The organism is Geomicrobium halophilum (assembly GCF_014207655.1).
Lineage (GTDB): Bacteria > Bacillota > Bacilli > Bacillales > Marinococcaceae > Geomicrobium > Geomicrobium halophilum.
In genome coordinates, this window is sequence record NZ_JACHHJ010000008.1 from 17,976 (window position 1) to 38,374 (window position 20,399).

General features: G+C 42.9%; 22 protein-coding genes. 13 read left to right on the forward strand and 9 right to left on the reverse strand.

What is annotated here, in order from left to right:
* Positions 1 to 31 precede the first annotated feature (31 nt).
* The 7 genes from glmU (at position 32) to spoVT (ending at position 8,541) form a co-directional block, all read left to right on the forward strand.
* A complete protein-coding gene (glmU, locus tag HNR44_RS17215; protein WP_184405850.1) occupies positions 32 to 1,396 on the forward strand; it encodes a bifunctional UDP-N-acetylglucosamine diphosphorylase/glucosamine-1-phosphate N-acetyltransferase GlmU in 1,365 nt (454 codons plus the stop codon).
* Positions 1,397 to 1,450: 54 nt separating this feature from the next.
* The gene (locus tag HNR44_RS17220) at positions 1,451 to 2,401 is read left to right on the forward strand and encodes a ribose-phosphate diphosphokinase (protein WP_184405852.1); all 951 of its coding nucleotides are present in this window, start codon (positions 1,451 to 1,453) and stop codon (positions 2,399 to 2,401) included.
* A gap of 142 nt (positions 2,402 to 2,543) precedes the next feature.
* Complete coding sequence (locus HNR44_RS17225; protein WP_221434345.1) at positions 2,544 to 3,179, forward strand: 50S ribosomal protein L25/general stress protein Ctc; 636 nt, start codon at positions 2,544 to 2,546, stop codon at positions 3,177 to 3,179.
* 91 nt (positions 3,180 to 3,270) lie between these two features.
* A complete protein-coding gene (gene pth, locus HNR44_RS17230; protein WP_184405855.1) occupies positions 3,271 to 3,831 on the forward strand; it encodes an aminoacyl-tRNA hydrolase in 561 nt (186 codons plus the stop codon).
* Between the two features lie 98 nt (positions 3,832 to 3,929).
* Complete coding sequence (locus tag HNR44_RS17235; RefSeq protein ID WP_281381451.1) at positions 3,930 to 4,160, forward strand: anti-sigma-F factor Fin; 231 nt, start codon at positions 3,930 to 3,932, stop codon at positions 4,158 to 4,160.
* A gap of 148 nt (positions 4,161 to 4,308) precedes the next feature.
* Positions 4,309 to 7,854 (forward strand): transcription-repair coupling factor, encoded by a 3,546-nt coding sequence (gene mfd / locus HNR44_RS17240; protein WP_184405859.1) that lies wholly within the window; start codon positions 4,309 to 4,311, stop codon positions 7,852 to 7,854.
* 147 nt (positions 7,855 to 8,001) lie between these two features.
* Complete coding sequence (gene spoVT / locus HNR44_RS17245) at positions 8,002 to 8,541, forward strand: stage V sporulation protein T (protein ID WP_221434346.1); 540 nt, start codon at positions 8,002 to 8,004, stop codon at positions 8,539 to 8,541.
* 368 nt (positions 8,542 to 8,909) lie between these two features.
* Here the strand turns inward: spoVT and HNR44_RS17250 are convergent, their stop codons facing one another.
* Positions 8,910 to 9,050, reverse strand: coding sequence for a hypothetical protein (locus HNR44_RS17250; protein WP_184405861.1), 141 nt, complete (start codon positions 9,048 to 9,050; stop codon positions 8,910 to 8,912).
* A gap of 262 nt (positions 9,051 to 9,312) precedes the next feature.
* Between HNR44_RS17250 and HNR44_RS17255 the strand changes: the two genes are divergently transcribed.
* Entirely contained in the window at positions 9,313 to 9,897 is a 585-nt protein-coding gene (locus HNR44_RS17255; RefSeq protein ID WP_184405863.1) for a cysteine hydrolase family protein, read from the forward strand.
* A gap of 33 nt (positions 9,898 to 9,930) precedes the next feature.
* Here the strand turns inward: HNR44_RS17255 and HNR44_RS17260 are convergent, their stop codons facing one another.
* From HNR44_RS17260 to HNR44_RS17275, 4 genes are all read right to left on the reverse strand, one after another.
* Positions 9,931 to 10,989 (reverse strand): DctP family TRAP transporter solute-binding subunit, encoded by a 1,059-nt coding sequence (locus tag HNR44_RS17260; RefSeq protein WP_184405865.1) that lies wholly within the window; start codon positions 10,987 to 10,989, stop codon positions 9,931 to 9,933.
* A gap of 34 nt (positions 10,990 to 11,023) precedes the next feature.
* Positions 11,024 to 12,310 carry a TRAP transporter large permease gene (locus tag HNR44_RS17265; RefSeq protein ID WP_184405867.1) on the reverse strand — a complete coding sequence of 429 codons (1,287 nt, stop codon included), beginning with the start codon at positions 12,308 to 12,310 and terminating at the stop codon, positions 11,024 to 11,026.
* Positions 12,307 to 12,822 carry a TRAP transporter small permease gene (locus HNR44_RS17270; RefSeq protein WP_184405869.1) on the reverse strand — a complete coding sequence of 172 codons (516 nt, stop codon included), beginning with the start codon at positions 12,820 to 12,822 and terminating at the stop codon, positions 12,307 to 12,309. Before HNR44_RS17270 ends, HNR44_RS17265 begins: the two co-directional genes overlap by 4 nt.
* 470 nt (positions 12,823 to 13,292) lie before the next feature.
* Positions 13,293 to 13,742, reverse strand: coding sequence for a universal stress protein (locus HNR44_RS17275; RefSeq protein ID WP_184405872.1), 450 nt, complete (start codon positions 13,740 to 13,742; stop codon positions 13,293 to 13,295).
* 436 nt (positions 13,743 to 14,178) lie between these two features.
* On the opposite strand from HNR44_RS17275, the gene HNR44_RS17280 reads away from it, so the two are divergent.
* The 3 genes from HNR44_RS17280 (at position 14,179) to HNR44_RS17290 (ending at position 15,490) form a co-directional block, all read left to right on the forward strand.
* Positions 14,179 to 14,913 carry a hypothetical protein gene (locus HNR44_RS17280; RefSeq protein WP_184405875.1) on the forward strand — a complete coding sequence of 245 codons (735 nt, stop codon included), beginning with the start codon at positions 14,179 to 14,181 and terminating at the stop codon, positions 14,911 to 14,913.
* Between the two features lie 122 nt (positions 14,914 to 15,035).
* Positions 15,036 to 15,215 carry a hypothetical protein gene (locus HNR44_RS17285; protein WP_184405878.1) on the forward strand — a complete coding sequence of 60 codons (180 nt, stop codon included), beginning with the start codon at positions 15,036 to 15,038 and terminating at the stop codon, positions 15,213 to 15,215.
* A 56-nt stretch (positions 15,216 to 15,271) separates the two neighbouring features.
* Positions 15,272 to 15,490: a CsbD family protein gene (locus HNR44_RS17290; RefSeq protein ID WP_246407622.1), complete on the forward strand. Its 219-nt coding sequence runs from the start codon at positions 15,272 to 15,274 to the stop codon at positions 15,488 to 15,490.
* A gap of 217 nt (positions 15,491 to 15,707) precedes the next feature.
* Here HNR44_RS17290 and HNR44_RS17295 read toward each other — a convergent pair whose 3' ends face one another.
* Genes HNR44_RS17295 through HNR44_RS17310 form a run of 4 tightly spaced genes read right to left on the reverse strand, consistent with a single transcriptional unit; the run spans position 15,708 to position 18,204 of the window.
* The gene (locus tag HNR44_RS17295) at positions 15,708 to 17,372 is read right to left on the reverse strand and encodes a sodium:solute symporter family protein (protein ID WP_184405881.1); all 1,665 of its coding nucleotides are present in this window, start codon (positions 17,370 to 17,372) and stop codon (positions 15,708 to 15,710) included.
* Between the two features lie 20 nt (positions 17,373 to 17,392).
* A complete protein-coding gene (locus HNR44_RS17300) occupies positions 17,393 to 17,695 on the reverse strand; it encodes a DUF4212 domain-containing protein (protein WP_184405884.1) in 303 nt (100 codons plus the stop codon).
* 58 nt (positions 17,696 to 17,753) lie between these two features.
* Positions 17,754 to 18,002, reverse strand: a complete 249-nt coding sequence (locus tag HNR44_RS17305) for a hypothetical protein (protein WP_184405887.1) — start codon at positions 18,000 to 18,002, stop codon at positions 17,754 to 17,756.
* 19 nt (positions 18,003 to 18,021) lie between these two features.
* Positions 18,022 to 18,204: a hypothetical protein gene (locus HNR44_RS17310; protein ID WP_184405889.1), complete on the reverse strand. Its 183-nt coding sequence runs from the start codon at positions 18,202 to 18,204 to the stop codon at positions 18,022 to 18,024.
* A 299-nt stretch (positions 18,205 to 18,503) separates the two neighbouring features.
* On the opposite strand from HNR44_RS17310, the gene yabN reads away from it, so the two are divergent.
* Both yabN and HNR44_RS17320 read left to right on the forward strand, forming a co-directional pair.
* Positions 18,504 to 19,991, forward strand: coding sequence for a bifunctional methyltransferase/pyrophosphohydrolase YabN (gene yabN, locus HNR44_RS17315; RefSeq protein WP_281381452.1), 1,488 nt, complete (start codon positions 18,504 to 18,506; stop codon positions 19,989 to 19,991).
* A 16-nt stretch (positions 19,992 to 20,007) separates the two neighbouring features.
* Positions 20,008 to 20,286 carry an RNA-binding S4 domain-containing protein gene (locus HNR44_RS17320; protein ID WP_184405893.1) on the forward strand — a complete coding sequence of 93 codons (279 nt, stop codon included), beginning with the start codon at positions 20,008 to 20,010 and terminating at the stop codon, positions 20,284 to 20,286.
* The last annotated feature ends 113 nt before the right edge of the window (positions 20,287 to 20,399 follow it).

The window sequence follows — 20,399 nt, forward strand, 5'->3', positions numbered from 1 at the left end:
GAATGGAATAAGCAGAGCTGGAGGTCATTAGATGGACGAACGATATGCGGTTATTCTCGCAGCAGGCCAAGGCACACGCATGAGATCCAAACAACCCAAGGTGCTGCACACTGTATGCGGAAAACCGATGGTTACTCATGTTGTTGAGCAAGTCCAAAGCGCTGGTTTTGCACAAACAGCGGTTGTCATCGGCCATGGGGGGGAAGAGGTGCAGGAGTCTCTCGGAATTGATGTCGATTTCGTTTGGCAACAAGAGCGCTTAGGTACGGGACATGCTGTGAAGCAAACAGAAGCTTTGCTTGCAAACAAAAAAGGTGTGACTCTCGTGATTAGTGCGGATACACCCATGATCTCGGCTGCAACAATGCAAGCGCTTAGCGATCATCATGAGGTGAGTGGTGCAAAGGCTACTGTACTAACGGCGAGGGTTGAGGACCCAACCGGACTTGGACGTGTCATTCGCGATTCAAGGACAAGCGATGTAGAAAAGATCGTTGAACATAAAGATGCTAGTGCAAAAGAGAGGGGAATTTCTGAGATCAATACAGCTACATACTGCTTTGACAATGAAGCCCTTTTTTCTGCTCTTCAGGAAGTCAAAAATGATAATGCCCAACAAGAATATTACTTGCCAGATGTGATTGAAATCTTGAAAGAACGTGGGGAGAAAATCTCCGCCTGGGAAACGCACGATGCTTCAGAAGCGCTTGGCGTAAATGATCGCGTTGCTTTAGCGAGTGCTGAACAAGCGATGCAAAAACGTATAAATGACTATTGGATGAAGCAAGGGGTTACAATGATCGATCCTGATCACACGTATGTAGCAGCGGATGCGGAAGTAGGCGCTGATACAACCCTTTATCCGGGTACGATGATCCGTGGACAAACAGTGGTTGGTGAAGGGTGTGAAATCGGGCCTCATTCGGATATTACCGACAGTACGATTGGAGATGGGAGTGCGATCCATCATTCAGTCGTTTCTGCAAGTAAAGTTGGAAACCAAGTGCAAATTGGACCCTTTGCCCATATTCGACCGGAAACTACTGTTTCAGCTGAAGCAAAAGTCGGTAATTTTGTTGAAGTGAAGAAGTCCGAGATTGGAAAAGGATCTAAAGCGAATCATTTAAGTTACATTGGCGATGCCTGGATTGGCGAAAATGTAAACCTTGGCTGCGGAGCCATTACAGTGAATTATGATGGAGAGGATAAGCATTTGACGACGATTGAGGATGGTGCTTTTATCGGTTGCAATGCGAATCTGATCGCGCCTGTGAAGGTAGGAGCAGAAGCATTTGTCGCTGCGGGATCAACGATTACTGAAGATGTACCTAAAGAATCGTTATCGATCGCAAGGTCGAGACAGACGAATAAAAATGACTATTTTAAGGAAAAATAAATTCTTAGGTTTTTCCATATTTTTTAGTTCATTACACGTGAAGGAGACTTCAAAATGCCCACGTATAACGATTCATCACTAAAAATATTTACGCTGAATTCAAATCCTGATCTTGCAAAAGAGATTTGTAGTCAAGTTGGAGTTGATTTGGGCAAAAGTTCCGTGAAGCGCTTCAGTGACGGTGAAATCCAAGTAAACATTGAAGAAAGTATTCGCGGCTGTGATGTCTATCTTGTCCAATCCACATCCGAACCAGCTAACGAACATATTATGGAACTCCTTATTATGATTGATGCTTGTAAACGTGCTTCAGCAAAGTCTATCAACGTTGTGATTCCTTACTATGGTTATGCCCGCCAAGATCGAAAGGCCCGTTCCAGAGAACCGATCACATCTAAACTCGTGGCGAATTTAGTGGAGAACGCAGGTGCTACAAGGGTGTTAACCCTTGATCTACATGCATCGCAAATTCAGGGATTCTTTGACATTCCAGTGGATCAATTAATAGGAACTCCGCTATTTTCTTCTTATTTTATCGAAAAACAACTGGAAGATGTTGTAATTGTCTCACCTGATCATGGTGGGGTTGTCCGCGCAAGGCAAATGGCCGAGCGGCTTGAAGCGCCCATCGCAATTATTGATAAGCGACGCCCGCGTCCAAATGTAGCAGAAGTGATGAATATTGTCGGGGAGATTGAAGGGAAGACCGCCATTATTGTTGACGACATTATCGATACAGCAGGCACACTTCAATTAGCTGCAGATGCTCTCGTGGAACAAGGGGCGGCACATGTATATGCTTCTTGTACTCATCCTGTACTTTCAGGTCCGGCTATTTCTCGGATTCAGGATTCGAAACTTGAAGAATTGATTGTCTCTAATACGATTGCTCTTCCTGAAGAGAAGAAAATCCCGAAAATCACTCAACTTTCGGTGGGGCCGCTAATGGCACAAGCAATTATCCGGGTTCATGAACAAACCTCTGTTAGTTCGCTGTTTAACTAGCAAGTTGCAAAAAAGCACGTGTAATGGTAAAATTGTTCATTAGAGTGCGTAGGATATACGGATCCGTACGATATATTGAAATAACGCATGAGCGCATGCATTTCATAGTTTTTTTGGTGAAAATGATGAATGAGGTGAAATTATGGCAACATTACAAGCAAACGCAAGAGAAGACTTGCGTCGTTCCGAAACGCGTAAGCTAAGAGCAGAAGGGTTTGTTCCCGGCGTACTTTACGGGAAGAAAACTGCCAGTACAGCGGTTTTTGTGCCGGGTCTTGAATTCACAAAGACCTTGCGTCAAGTGGGGCGGAACGGAATTATTGACTTGACAGTAGACAATGGAAAAAAACATCAAGTTATGGTCCATGACTTGCAACAAGATGTTATTAAAGGGCACATCACCCACATCGATTTTTTTGAAGTGGACATGACTTCAGAACTTGATGTGGATGTTTCCGTTAATCTTGTCGGAGATGCGCCTGGTGAAAAAGAAGGCGGTGTCCTTTCTCAAATGCTCTACAGCATATCTGTTCGCGCACTTCCTAAGGACATTCCGGAACAAATTGACGTTGACATTTCTGAACTTGGAATCAATGATTCGATTGCAGTTGGTGACTTAAAATCAGGTGCAAAATTTGAATTTCATAGTGAAGATGAAGAGACAGTCGTTGCGATTCTTCCTCCAACAACCGAAGAAGAACCGGGTGAAGAGGATGAAGAACAAGAACCTGAACTTGTCGACAGCGACGACGATGAAGAGGAAAGTAAAAACGATTAATCTTTGTAAGAGATAGGGCATAGCCTGAGGGTTATGCCTTTTTTCAACTGGATAGCAATGATACTTGGTTCCTCTAAAGGAGGTTCAAAAATTGAAATTACTTGTTGGTCTTGGTAATCCCGGATTAAAGTATGCGAAGACCCGTCATAACATAGGGTTTATGACGCTGAATGATATTGCGAAAGAATTGGGCATCAAATTAAAGAAAAATACAAATTTTCACGGTGAATATAGTGAAATAATCGTTAACGGCGAGCGTATAATGCTTCTAAAACCTTTAACATATATGAATCGTTCAGGTGATTCTGTTCAATCCATGGTTAGTTATTTTAAGATCGCCCCCTCTCAAATCATGGTCATTTATGATGATCTTGATTTGCCTGTTGGTACGGCGAAGTTTCGGAAAACAGGCGGGCATGGAGGGCATAACGGTATCCGTTCACTCATACAACATTTAGGAACAAAAGAGTTTAACCGTGCTCGTATCGGCATCGGTCGCCCGCCGGAGGGAAAATCCGTTACCTCACATGTCCTTAATCGTTTTAGCAAAGGGGAAAAGGCTGAGGTGGACAATGCCCGTCTCCATGTAACTAAAGCCTGTACGGCCTGGATGGAAACGAGTTTTGATCAAGTTATGAATCACTATAACTAAATGAGAAGCCAGGCTTGGTTACCTCTGATCCCATGTATATCTTTTTTCTCAATCGTGGACACTACTTGTAAGTGTAGACGGAAGGAAAGGGGTTAAGCATGGCGATTTACTATCAATGTAGGCAATGTGGCTCACATATGGGAACAATCTCAACGACAGAGGCTAAAAATCGCGACCTAGGCTTTGGGCTTCTCTCTAAGCAAGACGAAGAAGAAATGATGCATGTGGATCAGGCAGGTCATGTTCATGTCGATATTCTTTGTGATGCCTGTCATGAGGCGACAGCTTTGAATCCGGAGCTTCATGAACAAACACGGTGGATTCATTAAATGAAACGAGCTTTGGCTTGCCAAAGCTTCTTCGGTCGTTGAAAGAAAAAGAAAACACGATGCCTAGGGGTTTCGAATAGTTTGAAAATAAAGAAGCATTTGCGGAAAAATGGACGGACAGAAGATGAGCAGGGGAGGATTAACGTTCATGAAGGCAATTGAACAAACTTTAATTAAGAATCAACATATACGTAGTATCGATGATGGCCTAGAAAATGGGCTGCATGAACAATTGCTTACGGGAATGAGTGGCTCTTCGAAAACGTTACTGTTATCGGGTTTTTATGAAGAAGGGCGAAAACCGCAAATTCTCGTTACTTATAATTTACTACAAGCGCAAAAATGGCAAGAAGATTTAAGCGATTTACTCGGGGAAGAGAACATTTATTTATACCCTGCGAACGAGCTAATTTCTGCAGAAATAGCAGTGGCCAGCCCAGAAATGAAAACGCAGCGCATGGAAGTGATGAATGCGCTTTTTTCTGATTTTCAAGGGGTTGTTATTGTTCCCATTGCGGGTCTTAGACGTTTGTTGCCGCCTAAGGAAGTTTGGGAGGAGAACCAGATTTATCTCCGTACTCAAGATGAATTGCATGTCGAAGATTTTCTGAACCGGTTAGCTTCGATGGGATATTCACGTGCGGACATGGTTTCTGCTCCCGGGGAATTCAGTGTACGTGGTGGTATTATTGATGTTTATCCGTTAACTGAAGCGCATCCGATCCGCATTGATCTCTTTGATACCGAAGTGGAGTCCATGAGGTATTTCAATGCAGACGATCAACGATCACTAGATGAGGTTGATTCGGTGCAGCTGGGGCCTGCAGAAGAAACCGTCCTGTTTGACCATCATTGGCAGCGAGCTGCAGAGAAATTAGAAGCTCAAATGGACGAGACCATTCAGGGAGCCAAAGACGTGGAGCTCAAAGATGAATTGCAGCGAAATTTGTCTTACGAGCGTGATCAGCTTAAAGAGCAGATTCGATTTCAAGGGATATACAAATATATCTCCTATTTTTATAGGAAAGCGCATACGCTCATTGACTATTTACCCGAAGATACGGTCATCTTCGTGGATGAGATTAGCCGCGTTCAAGAGACGGCAGAACGCCTAGACAGGGAAGAAGCAGAATGGCAGACAACATTACTTGAGCAAGGAAAAGCACCGCAAGGAATAAGGATGTCTGAATCTTTTCAAGATGTATTAAAAGTAATTCGTCAACCTATCGTTTATTTCTCTCTGTTTTTACGAAGTGTCCCTGGGACACAGCCTCAAAACATCGTCAATGTGAACTGCAAGGCTATGCAACAATTCCACGGACAAATGCCTGTCTTGCAAGGAGAGATGGATCGTTGGGTTAAAGGCAACTTTGCCGTGGTTTTTATCACCTCTGATGAAGAGCGGGGGCGGCGTTTGAAAAATATTCTGCAGGATTATGATATGGATGCGGAAAGGGTGAATCGCGATACGGATATACAGCCCGGTCGTGCTTATATCATGCAGGGCGATTTACACAATGGCTTCGAGCTCCCCTTCGATCAACTGGCGGTTATTACGGAACGCGAGACTTTTACCAAGAAAGTGACGCGTACACGACGCAAACAAAATGTATCGAATGCTGAAAGAATTAAAAGCTATTCGGAGCTTCAGGTTGGAGACCTCGTGGTACATGTGGATCATGGAATCGGGAAGTATTTAGGCATCGAGACACTCTCGGTGAATGGGCTTAACCAAGATTATGTACACATTTCCTATGCAGGTAATGATAAATTATATGTCCCTGTGGAACAGATCGATCAAGTGCAAAAGTACGTAGGTTCTGAAGATAAAGATCCGAAAATCTATAAACTTGGCGGTCAAGATTGGAAAAAAGTGAAACGGAAAGTGCAATCGTCTGTGGAAGACATTGCTGATGACTTAATTAAGCTTTACGCGGAGCGTGAGGCATCAAAAGGTCATGCCTTTTCCGAAGATACCCAGGAACAACGGGACTTTGAAGCGGCCTTCCCTTATCAAGAAACAGAAGATCAGTTAAAGGCCATTGAAGAGATCAAAGAAGATATGGAGCGGGAACGCCCTATGGATCGCCTGCTTTGCGGTGACGTTGGCTATGGAAAAACCGAAGTTGCGATTCGAGCTGCTTTCAAGGCGATAATGGATGGAAAACAGGTGGCTCTTCTTGTCCCAACGACGATCCTTGCCCAACAACATTTTGATACCTTTTCCGAACGGTTTGGGGATCATCCTATCAACATTGGACTGTTAAATCGTTTTCGTACACGCAAGCAGCAGCAAGAAGCCCTGCGCTCGTTAAAGACCGGAGGCCTTGACATGGTCATTGGCACTCACCGTGTGCTGTCAAAAGACGTTCAGTTCAAGGATCTTGGCTTATTAATCGTTGATGAAGAACAGCGTTTTGGAGTTACACATAAGGAAAAAATTAAACAATTACGGGCGAATATCGATGTGCTCACGCTAACTGCAACACCGATCCCGCGTACTTTACACATGTCTATGCTTGGGGTGCGTGACCTGTCCCTTATTGAAACGCCGCCTGAAAATCGTTTCCCTGTACAGACCTATGTTCTAGAGTATAATGCGCCACTCATCAAAGAAGCCATTGAACGGGAAATAGGCCGAGGTGGGCAGGTTTTCTTCCTGCATAATCGTGTGGATAACATTGAACGGATGTCTGAGCAAATTTCTATGCTCGTACCAGATGCAAGGGTTGCCTATTCCCATGGACAGATGAGTGAGCGTGAGTTGGAAGCAACGATGGTTGATTTTCTTGAAGGACATAAGGATGTGCTGGTGACTACTACGATTATTGAATCAGGGGTAGATATTCCGAATGTAAACACGTTAATTATTAATCACGCCGATAAAATGGGACTGTCTCAGCTGTATCAAATTCGTGGCCGGGTGGGGCGTTCAAATCGGGTCGCCTATGCCTATTTTTCTTATCAGCGGGATAAAGTGCTCACTGAAGTTGCTGAGAAACGTTTGCAAGCGATCCAGGAATTCACAGAACTGGGCTCTGGATTTAAAATCGCCATGCGTGATTTGTCCATCCGCGGTGCAGGTAATTTATTGGGTTCTGAACAACATGGCTATATTGATTCCGTTGGTTTTGACATGTACTCACAAATGCTTAAAGATGCCATTGAGCAACGTAAAGGTACGAAAGAAACAGAAAGTAAAGCGTCTGATATTGAGTTGGATATAAAAGTCGAAGCCTATATTCCGGAGGATTATATTAAAGATGCTAAGCAAAAAATCGAAATGTATAAACGTTTCCGTGGGATTGAAACATTTGATGATCTAAGTGATTTGCAAGACGAAATGATCGATCGTTTCGGGGAATATCCAGATGAGGTCCGTGCGCTATTTTCGATTTCAAATGTAAAAATATATGCCTTGCAAGAAGGAGTAGAATCGATTTCAGAAAGCGCTGGGAAGTGTACGATTATGCTTTCTGAAGAAACCTCTAACGTCATCGATGGGGCAATGCTTTTTAAATTTGTCAATGAACTAGGAAGAGATGTTGTCGTTGGAACTGAAGGAGAGAAAATTAAACTTATCATCCATGCAAAACGATTATCTTCTGCCGTTTATGTGTCGTTGCTTGAACGGATTCTTAGCCGAATTCCAGAAGTAAGGAAAGATTATATGTCCGAAACAGTTTCCTCTTAAAACGGGAATTACCTGCGTTCGGTGTTCTTAGGAAAAATTATTTTATTATGGATGAATAGTTCTTTTTTGGTTACGGATAATAACAGTAGTCAGCAGGTAGATATGGTTAATGAAAAGATATCTCATCAAAGAAAGAGAGGCATCTGCATGAAAGCTACTGGTATTGTCCGTCGTATTGATGACTTAGGGCGAGTTGTTATCCCAAAAGAAATAAGGCGAACGCTTAGAATCCGTGAAGGAGATCCATTGGAGATTTTTGTAGATCGGGATGGGGAAGTTATTTTGAAGAAATACTCACCGATCTCGGAGCTTGGTGATTTCGCAAAAGAGTATGCTGAAGCGCTGTATGATAGTCTCGGTCATCCAATTCTTGTAGCGGACCGTGATTCCTACATTGCTGTATCTGGGGGTTCCAAAAAAGATTATGCAAATAAAAGTATTGGTGAAGTTGTAGAGTCTGCCATTGATAAACGACAGACGATGGCAGATTTTCAACATGGTGAGTATAATCTTGTTAGTGATCACCGGGATGCAATGCAAGGTTACGTTGTCGCGCCCATCATTGCAAATGGGGATCCGATCGGTGCCGTCGTCATGATCGGTAAAGAGGAGCTGCCAGAGGAAAGTGTTGCGCGCATGCTTATAGAGACAGCTGCCGGCTTTCTAGCAAGACAAATGGAGCAATAAATTTTTGCCCTTATCCTTTCATGACATTAGGAAACAACGATGGTCTCCTCGAACCCCAAAGTCATTCCTAATATATCATTCCGCAGGGAAGAGGAGATGAATAATGAATGTAAAAAAACAGCTGGTTTCCTCTTTACAGACACCGGCTGTTCCACTATCATGAAAGTATAACATAATCATTAGCACAAAATATCATAACTGAAGCAGGTCCGTTGAGGATCTGCTTCAATTTGGTTGGATGGAGAAAAGCGATGTTCATAATAATCAGAATTTAGTAGCGGGAAGGGATAGTTAATAGCGGAGTCAGTGAATGCGACGATGTTAAGGGAGACATATTATACTGGATCCGCCTTAGTTGCCAGAGTTAGCTATTTCTTGATCATGTGGAAGAAACGCCTGATTTTTTTAGACTTTCGCTCTTGTTTCGCCTGCTCCTGTACTGGATCCGCTTTTTCTTGTTCGATCAAGTCTTTTTCCAAGAGTTCACGAGCCTTAGTGTAGATAAGCAATTTGATTTCCTCCTTCCATTCATTTTTTAAAGAGTAATGTTTAAATAGTTTGACAAAAAAGAGGGACGTTTTGAAACAATTATCTTCAAGTTTAAGCTAAATGTAACATATTCAGATCTGTAGATAAAGTGTGAAAATATGGAATATAAAAAATAGACGATGTAAAGCGGGGTACGAACTCCGCTCAAGATCTCATGGTTTTCATTCATGATTGGATAGCAGCCATCGTGGGAATAAGAATGAACAAAGGAGGCATCGATATATGGCTGAAACACCCCCGCATATTCATCGGAAATCAGATACAGCTTTACTTCTCATTGATTTTATTAATAATTTAGATTTCCCAGAAGGAGAGGCACTACGCCCCCACGGGGAAAAAGCAGCTATACAAGCTCAACGATTAAAAACGAGAGCGAAGAACCAGAGTGTTCCGGTTATTTATATTAATGATAATTATGGAAGATGGCAAAGTAATTTTCAGCAAATTGTTGAGTTTTGTACAAGCCCCCAATCGAAAGGAAAAGAGATGTCGAAAACAGTTTTACCGGAGGCCGATGATTATTTTGTCCTTAAGCCACAGTTTTCAGCTTTCTTTGAAACTCCATTAGAATTACTGCTTGAATATCTGGGAGTGAAAAGATTGATTCTCACAGGTGTTGCTGGAGATAAATGTATTCATTTCTCTGCTAATGATGCGTACATGAGGGGGTTTGAATTATATGTCCCTGAAGATTGTTTAGCTTCAGATGAAAAAAGCAATAACATTCAAGCCCTTTCCTTAATGAAAGGAGTGCTAGGGGCAGATACTACGCCGTCCTCTCGCCTTGAGTTTCCCCTAGATAAATAAAGGAGGCAGGAATTCTTATTCCTACCTCCGCAGTCATTTGTATTTTTCCTCTGCTTCTGCAATTTCTTCCTGTAATTGCTCGATGATCTCCGCGCCATCGCTGCCTACTTGTTCTTTATACTCTTCAATGACAGGTTCGCTCGCTTGTTCAAAAGCGGCCTTTTCCTCATCATCCAACTCCACAAATTCGATATCGCTTTCCAAAATTGTTTCTAACGCCTCTTCGTTACGTTCTTCCTGCATTTCTACAGAAAGGCCTTGTAACTCTTTGATCGTTTCATCGACAACTGTACGTACTTCATCGGATAGCCCTTCATAAAATTCAGGATTGGCCACGGTCGCAGTCGCATAAATTGCGTGTTCGGATTCGATGACATAATTCTGCACTTCCTGAAAGTTCATTTCTTCGACGGCAAAATAGGGGTTCTCTTGTCCATCAATCATGTTCAGTTGTAAAGAACTATACACTTCTTCATAGGGAAGCGGTGATGGATTCGCATCATAGGCGTTGTACGTATCCGTAAGTAACGGGGAAGGCATGGTTCGGATTCTCAGGCCTTCAAAATCCTCAGGCCTTCGAATTTCCTCATCAGAGGTCCATTGTTGAAATCCCTGTGACCAGAATGAAAGAACTTTCATATTGTTTTCCTCATAGAGAAGGGCCAGCTCATCCAAGGCTTCACTGTTTTTCAAGACTTCTTGGTTGACCTCCATATCATCGGAAAATAGATGATGGAGTAAGAATAGTTGGTTTTCCGGCACAATTGTCCCCGTATTGCCGGGAGAGGCGATGGCGAGATCAACCCCGCCCATCTGAAGCTGTTCGGCCTGTTCAGGGGCATCCCCGAGCTGACCGACCGGATATACTTCAACCACGACCTCTCCGTTCGTTCGATCTTCAACCATCTCTTTAAAAGCTTCCGCATAATCATTTTGCACGCTATCCGGAGATTCTTCATGCACAAACGTGATGGTCTTCACATCATCAGAATTTTTGGTCGTAGCACCGTCGTTGCTTGAATCAGCTGTATGACAAGCCGTTAAGCCTATCACTAACAAAATGTACACCCATGCGAACGCTGGCTTTTTCACTTTTATCCTCCTCGTATAATATCTTTTAAGAGCTTTACTCCGTTGGTACGAAGAATTCGTAAACTAGAATAATGTTTGGGAACAAGATTAATAAAGCAGAGGCAATACCCAAGATCAGGAAATAAGGTAATGAACCCTTAACAATTTCAAGATACGGTCTCCGAAATATAGCGATGGCTGTAAAAATATCTACCCCAAACGGTGGTGTCGCTGACCCAATGGCTGCCTGTAAGGTAACAATGATACCAAGGGCGACGGGGTCAATGCCGGCATCCATGGCAACGGGTTCAATAATTGGAGTAAGAACAAAGATGACGACCAACGGATCGATGAACATACATACAACGAAAAATAAGACGGCGATCATAAACAGAACGTATAATTGAGAGGGATCACTTCCAAATATCGTGTCAGTGATTTGTTCTGGGATTTGCGCATAGGAAAGTACCCAGGACAGCCCTTGCCCTGCTGCGACAAGAATGAACACCGCCGCTGTTACGATCGCTGTCGATTCTGCAATCTTTGGGATCTCTGAGATTTTCACCGATTTAAAGATCACCACTTCAATTAAAAAAGCGTATCCGACACTGACGGCTGCCGCCTCTGTTGGACTAAACAAACCGCTATAGATACCGCCAATGATCAGTACTGGAAACCCGAGGGGAAGAGCAGCCTTTCGAAGATATCGCCCGGCCTCTCTCCAACTTTCTCTTCTTCCCTGATCTACCAAATTATATTTTCGTGCTTCGAGGTAGTTGTAGATAAGAAACATGGCCAGAATAATAAGGGCTGGGGTAATGCCGGCGACAAACAGTTCCCCTACGGAGGTGCCGGTCACCACGCCATAGATAATCATTGCTATACTCGGTGGGACCATTAAAGCAAGGTCACTGGCATTCACAATGAGCGGGATCGATTGACTATCTTTATAGCCTTTTTCAGCCATACGCTCCCGCATGGGTTTCCCGGCAGCCGCAATGGTCGCTTGGGTAGAACCTGAAACGGAGCCGAATAATGCACATGCAACAGAAGTTGTCATGGCGTAACCCCCGCGGACATGACCGATCATTGAACTGACAAAGTCGAGTAAGCGCCGAGAGGTGTTCCCTGAAGACATAATATCTGCAGCAAAAATAAACATCGGCACGGCCAATAGAACAAACGCTTGAATACCGGCAAAATATTGTTGAATCAATATTCCTAGATCTGTATCAGGAAAATACATCAGCATACTGATAAGACCGGCTGCGATTAAGGGAACTTTCATTGGAAATCCTATTAAGAGGAGTGTAAATATGATACCTAGAATCAGCCATATCATTCGTTCTCACCTTCAATGCTTTCTGTCCCTTCGTGAATCCCTTCATATTTCAGGTTTCGGATAAATGTTCGTAAGTATTGAATACCAGCCATAAAAAAACCAAACGTCATCACTGCAATCATGATGTACAAAGGAATGCGGAGGGCTGGTGTTACTCGGTCGAGATCAAACATCGTCACCGTATAACTGCCAGAAACATAGGTGAGGAAAAATAATAAAACGGACGTTAAGATCGTAATACATGCCATCATCACTTTTTGCACCTTGTAAGGCAATAATTCCATAATCGCACTCATCCGGATATGTCTCCCTCTTCTTGCCACATGACTAAGTCCGATAAAAGTGATAATGATAATGAGCATTTGGCCAACCTCTTCAGCAAATGTCCAGGTCACATTAAAAACCAGTCGACTAATTACATTGCCGATTAACACTAAGGCCATGAGAATAATAGCAGAGCTAATTGACCATCGTTCCACCTTTTCAAACATATTATCAAGTGCTCGTATCAATATGGATCCCTTCCTTCTTCAAGATCGGCAGATTGGTTACTATTAAGAAAAGATAGGGAATGGGTTCCCTTTTTATCAGCCACCAAAACTGAGTTTTTGAATTAAGGGTTCTTATCTATCTTTCCTGACTTTGAGGCAGTCATCCTTATAAAAGCAGTAAGACCACCCGTCAAAGAGTGGTCTTACTGTCTTTATTGGATTTAGTGCTATATGGAGTTTGTTTGGTTCTAGTGCAGAGCGTCTGAAATAAAAGGTCACCATGGGAATGGTGACCCTTGTAGCTTCAATGAATGGCTCGATATGCGATGCTTAACATATTTTTTTACAATAGTGGTACATAAAGGGTTTATGGCACCACTTAGAGGAATCATTTATCAAATGATGACGTTGAGAATCGTCGATGTAACACTCATTGGCGTGAGTGGCTGATTCGGTCATCGTGCACGAGTTTCATCTCGATGAGTCATTTTTCATGAAGTTTTATCTACTTGGATCGTCAATAAGTCACATGGCACCTGCTGTGAGAGGCGCTGTTGAAAATCCCCCTTCAACCATTTTTCTAATCCATTTCTACGGGAAATACCTAAGACGATCAGGTTCGGTTGATGTTTCTTTACCATTTCCTTCGCAATCACCGAAACAGGATTTCCAAAGGAAAGTTCGGCACTGGTGCTAGGAACGCCCTCATGATAGCAAGCAGCTTGATATTGATTCAACATTTGCCGTCTCTTTGCTGCAATGTTAGACCTATACTTAACATCTCCTCTTTCGACGAGACCATAGGTTCTTATATCGATCACGTGAACCAACACCAGGTGGGACATGTTCTGTTTTGCTAAAACAATCGCTTTTTTGAGGCCGAGCTCGGCTGCTGAACTATCATCAACGGCCACTAATATTTTTTCATAATTTTGACTCATAATATTCCCCTCCTTCTCAAGTCTTTTATTTGCAATGAATTGTTTCAGCTGGTAAAAGTCAAAGATACCTACCCGCTGAGCTATGCTGTCCTTCCCGTTTCAGCTCAATCGCCCAAAAAACCTTCTCAGTATCTACTTGTGTTTACTGTTGATGGGTGAGTAAGGAGGTTTAACGTCTCATTGATAATCATCTAAAAGAATCTTCTGTCAATATTGTGAGATATTTCTATTTTATCGAAATCATAGGAAAATTTGAAGCGGTGAATTTTGTCGATATTTATTCAAGTGCTTATAAATATTTTACCGCTATTTAAAGGAACGAACCTAGATCTTTTTCTCATTTTTTTGAGTGACTTTTCCCTTTGTTTAAAAAGGGGTTTTAACTGGATAGGGGAGTGGAAAAATAAACTGGCGTTTCGTCGAAGGGAGGGATAAGTTGTTTGAGCTATCAGATATCCCACGTTTACTCTTGTCCGCATTAATCATTTTACCGATTGTAACGATCATCCGAGAAACAGGGTATTATACGGTCGTCACTTTATTAGGGGCTACGAATAAAAAATTAACCATTGGAAGCGGGCCTGTGCTTTTTAGGACAAAAACAATAGAAGCCCGTCGTTATTTCTTTATGTATAGTTGGTTTGAATATGATGAATTACAGCCAGATAGTCGCTTTTGGCACGGGCTTATTTATGCCTCCCCTATTCTAAGTAATGTTATTGTAGCGATAATTTTGAATTCACTGCTCGCTGAGGGGATCTTAGAGAGAAACATGTTCTGGGACATATTCTTATTTTACGTATTTTATTTTGTGTTATTTGATGTGATCCCTGTTTATTTGCCCGACGGGCAGCCTACAAACGGGAGAGCAATTTTTGATTTAGTTTGGCACGGAGAGCGTTCGGATTATATCAAGAAAGAAGTGCAAGAGCAAATTCGCGAGATCGAACGTGAACTCAAAGACGCCGACACACAAGAACAAAAAGAAACGATGCAGAACCGCGATCGTGACCAACTTGAAAAAAGTGATCTAGATTCTCACGAAGGCTATACTGAATCCCAAAAAGCAACCATCGAGAATCGTGATAGAGATCAGTATGAAAGGGATGATCATAGTTCTATTGAGAAACAGAGGGCTCACCGTGAACGTGATGATCATAATAACCCTTAAAAGAAAGAAGATTTAAAGGTGAAAGCACTTATGGCGGATTTGCTCTTCATTAAGAAAAAATGTTTTAACTTATGCTCAATTTGGGTAATTATAAGATAACTCATGTAGAAAGGGTGAGGTTGTTGGAACAATTTAAGGTGAAAGTATCTCTATCAAATGGGCATGTTATCTCCATTTCCGAAGAAGCTGAAAGCATGAATGAAATTAAAAATGAACTTTTGGCAGAAAATGGAACGTACAACAAACACGGGGTCTTCTTCCATAAAGACGAAGTTGTTTCTGTTGAGATTTCTGCAAAATAACGTTTGCCTGTCTTCCCATTCTAGATTCTCAATGTAAATACGAGGAGGATACTAGCATGAAATCGAATAGGATCAAAGATCGTATAGACCAAGCTAAAGATGAAATGAACAGTGATAAAGTTAAAGGTGCTGTAAGTAAAGCAAAAGGTGAAGTGAAAGACCAGATCGGGAATGTAGTGGATCATAAGGAGATGCAAGCGAAGGGGAAAAAAGATAAACTCAAGGGAAAAGCGCAAGATACAGCTGGAGATGCAAAAAATAAAGAAAACGAATAAGTGAAGGTTCATGAGAAAAAACTCATGAACCTTTTGTTATAAGAGTGATCGCATATGGGAATGAAGGCCTCTGCTATAAGGAGGTGGCGGTAAGCCAAGCTGTATTAATGGTTATTAATCACTTCGGAAGCCCGAGATTTCGAACAGCTCAGCTTTGCTTTTGCCTTATTGAATACCAGCTGCCGTTAAGCCCCTGCATCATAATCCTTTCTTGTATTTAAGCTTGTTCCTCATCTTCCTTGATCCAAACCTCTCCGTCCTTATAAGTCATTTGCTCAGGATATCGGAGGTCAATGACATCATCTTGGAGATGTTGAGCTGGAGCGGGCGTTAATAACGAAACAATAATGCATACCAAGAAGTTAACCGGAACACTTATTAACCCTGCACCTGTATCCTGGATCCCTAAAATCGTCGTACCGCCCATGGCCAAAAAGATATACGTTAAAGTGGTTGCTAATCCAACGCTCATCCCCGCGATTGCCCCTTGTTTGTTCATTCGCTTCCACCATACTCCTAAAAAGAGCACAGGAAAAAAGGTGCCCCCGGCAATTCCAAATGCCCAGGCAACAATTTGCGTAATGACGCCTGGAGGGTCCAGAGCTAACAGCCCGGCAGCAATCGTGGCAAGCAATATAGCAAGGCGCCCCGCTTTTAGCCGTGTTTGATCGCTGGCATCCGGACGTATAAGACGATAGTAAATATCGTGGGCAAACGAGGAACTGATGGTGATTAACAGCCCACCTGCTGTTGATAATGCTGCAGCCATTGCGCCAGCAGCGACCAATCCAATCACAAACATACCAAGGTCTGCAATTTCAGGGGTAGCCATAACGACCATATCCTCTGACACCGCGATTTCTTCCCAATCAAGAATACCGTCCCCGTCTTCGTCAGCAACCGCAAGCAACCCGGTATCCACCCACCGATCTACCCAGCCTGGCAACTGGTCAATAGGCTGGCCGGCAACCTGTGTCATTAAAATAAAACGGGAAAAAGCAGCGTATGCTGGCGCAGATAAATATAAAATACCGATAAATAAAATCGCCCAAAAACCGCTCCAGCGGGCTGCTTTCATGGTCGATACGGTATAGAAACGAACGATGACATGGGGAAGTGCTGAAGTTCCTACCATTAAAGTAAATAATAAAGCGAGAAATTGACTTCGATCGCTTTCTGCGAATGGCGCAAAATACTCTGTTAACCCCAGTTCTCGATCAATCACTCCAATTTCATTAATGACATTTCCATAAGATAACCAAGGAAGCGGATTACCTGTCAATTGTAGGGACATAAAGAGAATAGGGATAATGTAGGCTGTAATTAAAATGATATACTGGGCCACCTGTGTCCAGGTCACCCCTTTCATTCCTCCAAGAGTGGCGTAAATCGCGATCACGACAACACCAAGCAATACCCCTGACCAGGTAGGGATACTAAATAAACGCCCAATGACGACCCCCGAGCCGGAGAGTTGTCCAATCAAATAAGTAAAACTAATAATAACGGTAGCGATCGCACCAATCAATCGTGCTGCATTACTTTCAAAACGATCACCGATAAACTCCGGGACGGTAAAGCGGCCATATTTTCGAAGTTGAGGAGCTAATAAGAAGGTGAGAAGTAAAAAACCACCTGTCCACCCCATAATATAGGGGAGCCCATCGTAGCCCATCACCATGACGGTTCCGGCCATTCCGATAAAGGAGGCTGCACTCATCCAATCTCCGCCTATGGCCATCCCATTCCATAATGGGGGGATGCCACGGCTGGCAACATAAAATTCTGATGTCTCTTTTGAGCGCGTATAAATGGCAATGCCAACATAAAGAATAAAGGTTAGTAAGATCATCCCGACGGAAATGAGTGTTTGTGTATCCAATAACGTAACCTCCTGCGTCATTAATGGTTGACTGTTTTACCGCTACTAATACGAACGTTTTTTCCTTCGTCAATTCCAAATTTTTTATCAATTCGATCACTAATGACTGCATTCAAAAATAAAAGCACAATAAACATGAATACAGAACCTTGAGCTCCCATGTAATAATGAAAGGGCATCCCTAAAAAGGTAAACTGTTGGAAATACTCAGCAAAAAATGCTGCTCCAAAAGATACGAGAAACGCGATAAACAGAAAGACGACAATCATAAGCGTTCGGATTTTGAAATAAGCTTCGACATGTTTACGATCAACTTTTCTCATTTTTCTCTCCTTTCAATTTCTGTTTGTTACCCTCCCCTTTAAGGTTCCCTCCCTCCTTTCAAAAAATAGTAGAGGTTGATTGATGCCGGCATTCTTTGCAAAAAAGAATCGGAGCTTTGCGTTTGGCAAGAATAATATTGGTCAAAATAATAGCTGGCATAAAGGCGATGAATACAGGTTCAACGAGCACTGCTATCAAAATAATCACGATTAGCGGCGGCACAGACATTGTAAAAATGTATCGTTTTTGTGTCATCTCCCATATCTTGTTGCTTTTACAAGTTGGACAAGCATTGGTCTCTGCCAATGGTAAGCCTCCTCCCTTTTTATTTCAGTCCATAAATAAGTTGAACTGTATCCCAAAATGGTAGTGGCACCTGAAGGATAGCAATTAGCATATAGGCTCCCATGGCTACAAGCGGGATTCCTAAATACAATGCTTGTTTTCTTTTAAAGGTCAGATAAATACTAGCAATAACAATGGCCCAAAACAGAAGAAAGAGAATCATAAGTTCACTCCTTTGCAATAAATACTAAATACTTAGTATGTATGAAAGCGCTTATATAATACAAACATTATTCCAAATTTTCTTTAGTTAAGTCAAGGGTTTTTCGTTAAAGTGTGAACGATAGAAAATTTGCTGCAAGCCTCTTAATTTTGGAAGAAAGAGTACTGCCGCCTAGAGGAGTTGTGGTACCCGGTTCTACTTGTGAGGATTACCGTTCATGTGTCTTTCTCTGGGGAACTCTAACTATGCTATAATATCTGCATCAGAAAAGATTGTCAGTGAAAAAGGAGCGGAAATACTTGAGTAAGCAATGGAAACCGGAAATTAAGATTATTGGCTTAGGTGCTGGTAATCTCGAACAGATGAGTCTGGGTACATATCGGCGGCTGAGAGAGGGAAGAGGACCTTTGTACGCAAGAACGTCCCATCATCCTGTTATCGTTGAATTACAAGACGAGGGTATTGAATTTGAGTTCTTTGATTCTGTATATGAAGCTCATGAGCGTTTTCAACCCGTATATGAGGAAATTGCAGAAGCAATCATTGTCGCCGCCACGGCGTCTCAAGACCCTCTTCGTTATGTCGTTCCTGGACATCCGCTCGTGGCTGAACAAACCGTGCAACTGTTGTTTGCTGCTGAAGCTGAAGGCAGGGCCCGAATAACGGTTGTCGGCGGTGGAAGTTTTCTTGACCCGGTATTCACGGCGCTTCGCATTGATCCAAATGATGGCTTCCAACTTCAGGATGCTACCATGCTTAACGCAAGGGATTGGTCACTGAAGCAGCATCTCATGGTTAGTCAACTGTACGATGCTTTTACGGCTTCGGAAGTAAAGTTAACATTAATGGAACTGCTGCCGGATGACTACGAGGTGACCCTTGTCACCGCCGCGGGGTCGTCTGAGGAAGCCATCGAGTCTTTTCCCTTGTATGAGCTTGATCACAACATGAAGGTGAGTAATCTCACGGTTCTTTACGTACCACCAGTCCCTGACGAAAGCTATCGTGTGCATACGTTTAGCCACCTGCAAGAAGTGATCCGTACGTTGCGGGGCCCTGACGGGTGCCCGTGGGATCGGAAGCAAACGCACTTCACATTGAAGCATTATTTACTGGAAGAAACGTATGAAGTACTTGAGGCGATTGACGAGGAGGACGATGAACACCTGGTCGAAGAACTTGGCGATGTGCTTCTGCAAGTGCTCCTGCATGCACAAATTGGGGAGGATGAGGGATATTTCGCGATCGAGGACGTCATCGGCTCCCTCACAGAGAAGATGATTCGCCGCCACCCTTATGTTTTCAATAAAAAAATGGAAGGGGAGAGCGCGATCGAGGTGGAGGAGCGTTGGGATAAGATTAAGGAATTGGAGAACAGGGATCGAGAGACTCCGGCTTCCCTGCTCGAAGATATTCCGCGCACCATGCCTGCACTCATGACCGCGTATGAAGTTCAAAAGAAGGTGGCCAAGGTCGGATTCCAGTGGCAAGAGGAAGCCCCGAGGTGGGAGAAACTAGAAGAAGAAATTGCGGAGTGGAAGGATGCTTTAACGGGTAATTCAAAAGAAGAGGCAAAAAAAGAATTCGGCGACGTTCTTTTTATCCTTATTAATCTTGCACAAACCTATAAGATTCACCCGGAAGAAGCGTTGTTGATGACGAACCGTAAATTCATTCAGCGTTTTCAATATATTGAACAACGGTTAGCTGATTCCGGAAAAACCTTGGAAGAAACCGATCTGCTGGAAATGGATGGTTATTGGGACGAAGCAAAAAACAGAGAGTAAGGAAAGGGGGATACACATGCGCATCGATAAATTTTTGAAGGTGTCACGTCTCATTAAAAGACGCACGATCGCTAAGGAAGTAGCCGGGGCGGGGCGCCTGCAAGTAAACGGGCAAGTCGCCAAAGCTGGAACTGAAGTCGTTCCAGGCGATGAGGTAACGATCCGCTACGGTAGAAAGACGTTAAAAGTTCGTGTTGAACACCTTGGTAACGCCCCGCAAAAGGAACAAGCGGCCACGATGTACACGACACTTGAGGAAAAAAAGGTAGATGAAGAATCATCTAAAGAACTATAAAGAACCACCACATGGTTTAGTTTTCACGTTTTTTTGGTATCCAATTTGTCAGAACAAGCTTCTTCAGGCTTGTTCTTTTTTTGCCTCAAGGCGCATAGGCTAATGGCAATGAA

Bases quoted from the DNA above. Each gene is read 5' to 3' on its own strand.
- glmU (WP_184405850.1), top strand. From the start codon at position 32: ATGGACGAACGATATGCGGTTATTCTCGCAGCAGGCCAAGGCACACGC.
- HNR44_RS17220 (WP_184405852.1), top strand. From the start codon at position 1,451: ATGCCCACGTATAACGATTCATCACTAAAAATATTTACGCTGAATTCA.
- HNR44_RS17225 (WP_221434345.1), top strand. From the start codon at position 2,544: ATGGCAACATTACAAGCAAACGCAAGAGAAGACTTGCGTCGTTCCGAA.
- HNR44_RS17235 (WP_281381451.1), top strand. From the start codon at position 3,930: ATGGCGATTTACTATCAATGTAGGCAATGTGGCTCACATATGGGAACA.
- mfd (WP_184405859.1), top strand. From the start codon at position 4,309: ATGAAGGCAATTGAACAAACTTTAATTAAGAATCAACATATACGTAGT.
- spoVT (WP_221434346.1), top strand. From the start codon at position 8,002: ATGAAAGCTACTGGTATTGTCCGTCGTATTGATGACTTAGGGCGAGTT.
- HNR44_RS17255 (WP_184405863.1), top strand. From the start codon at position 9,313: ATGGCTGAAACACCCCCGCATATTCATCGGAAATCAGATACAGCTTTA.
- HNR44_RS17265 (WP_184405867.1), bottom strand. From the start codon at position 12,310: ATGATATGGCTGATTCTAGGTATCATATTTACACTCCTCTTAATAGGA.
- HNR44_RS17275 (WP_184405872.1), bottom strand. From the start codon at position 13,742: ATGAGTCAAAATTATGAAAAAATATTAGTGGCCGTTGATGATAGTTCA.
- HNR44_RS17290 (WP_246407622.1), top strand. From the start codon at position 15,272: ATGAAATCGAATAGGATCAAAGATCGTATAGACCAAGCTAAAGATGAA.
- HNR44_RS17300 (WP_184405884.1), bottom strand. From the start codon at position 17,695: ATGAGAAAAGTTGATCGTAAACATGTCGAAGCTTATTTCAAAATCCGA.
- HNR44_RS17310 (WP_184405889.1), bottom strand. From the start codon at position 18,204: ATGATTCTCTTTCTTCTGTTTTGGGCCATTGTTATTGCTAGTATTTAT.
- HNR44_RS17320 (WP_184405893.1), top strand. From the start codon at position 20,008: ATGCGCATCGATAAATTTTTGAAGGTGTCACGTCTCATTAAAAGACGC.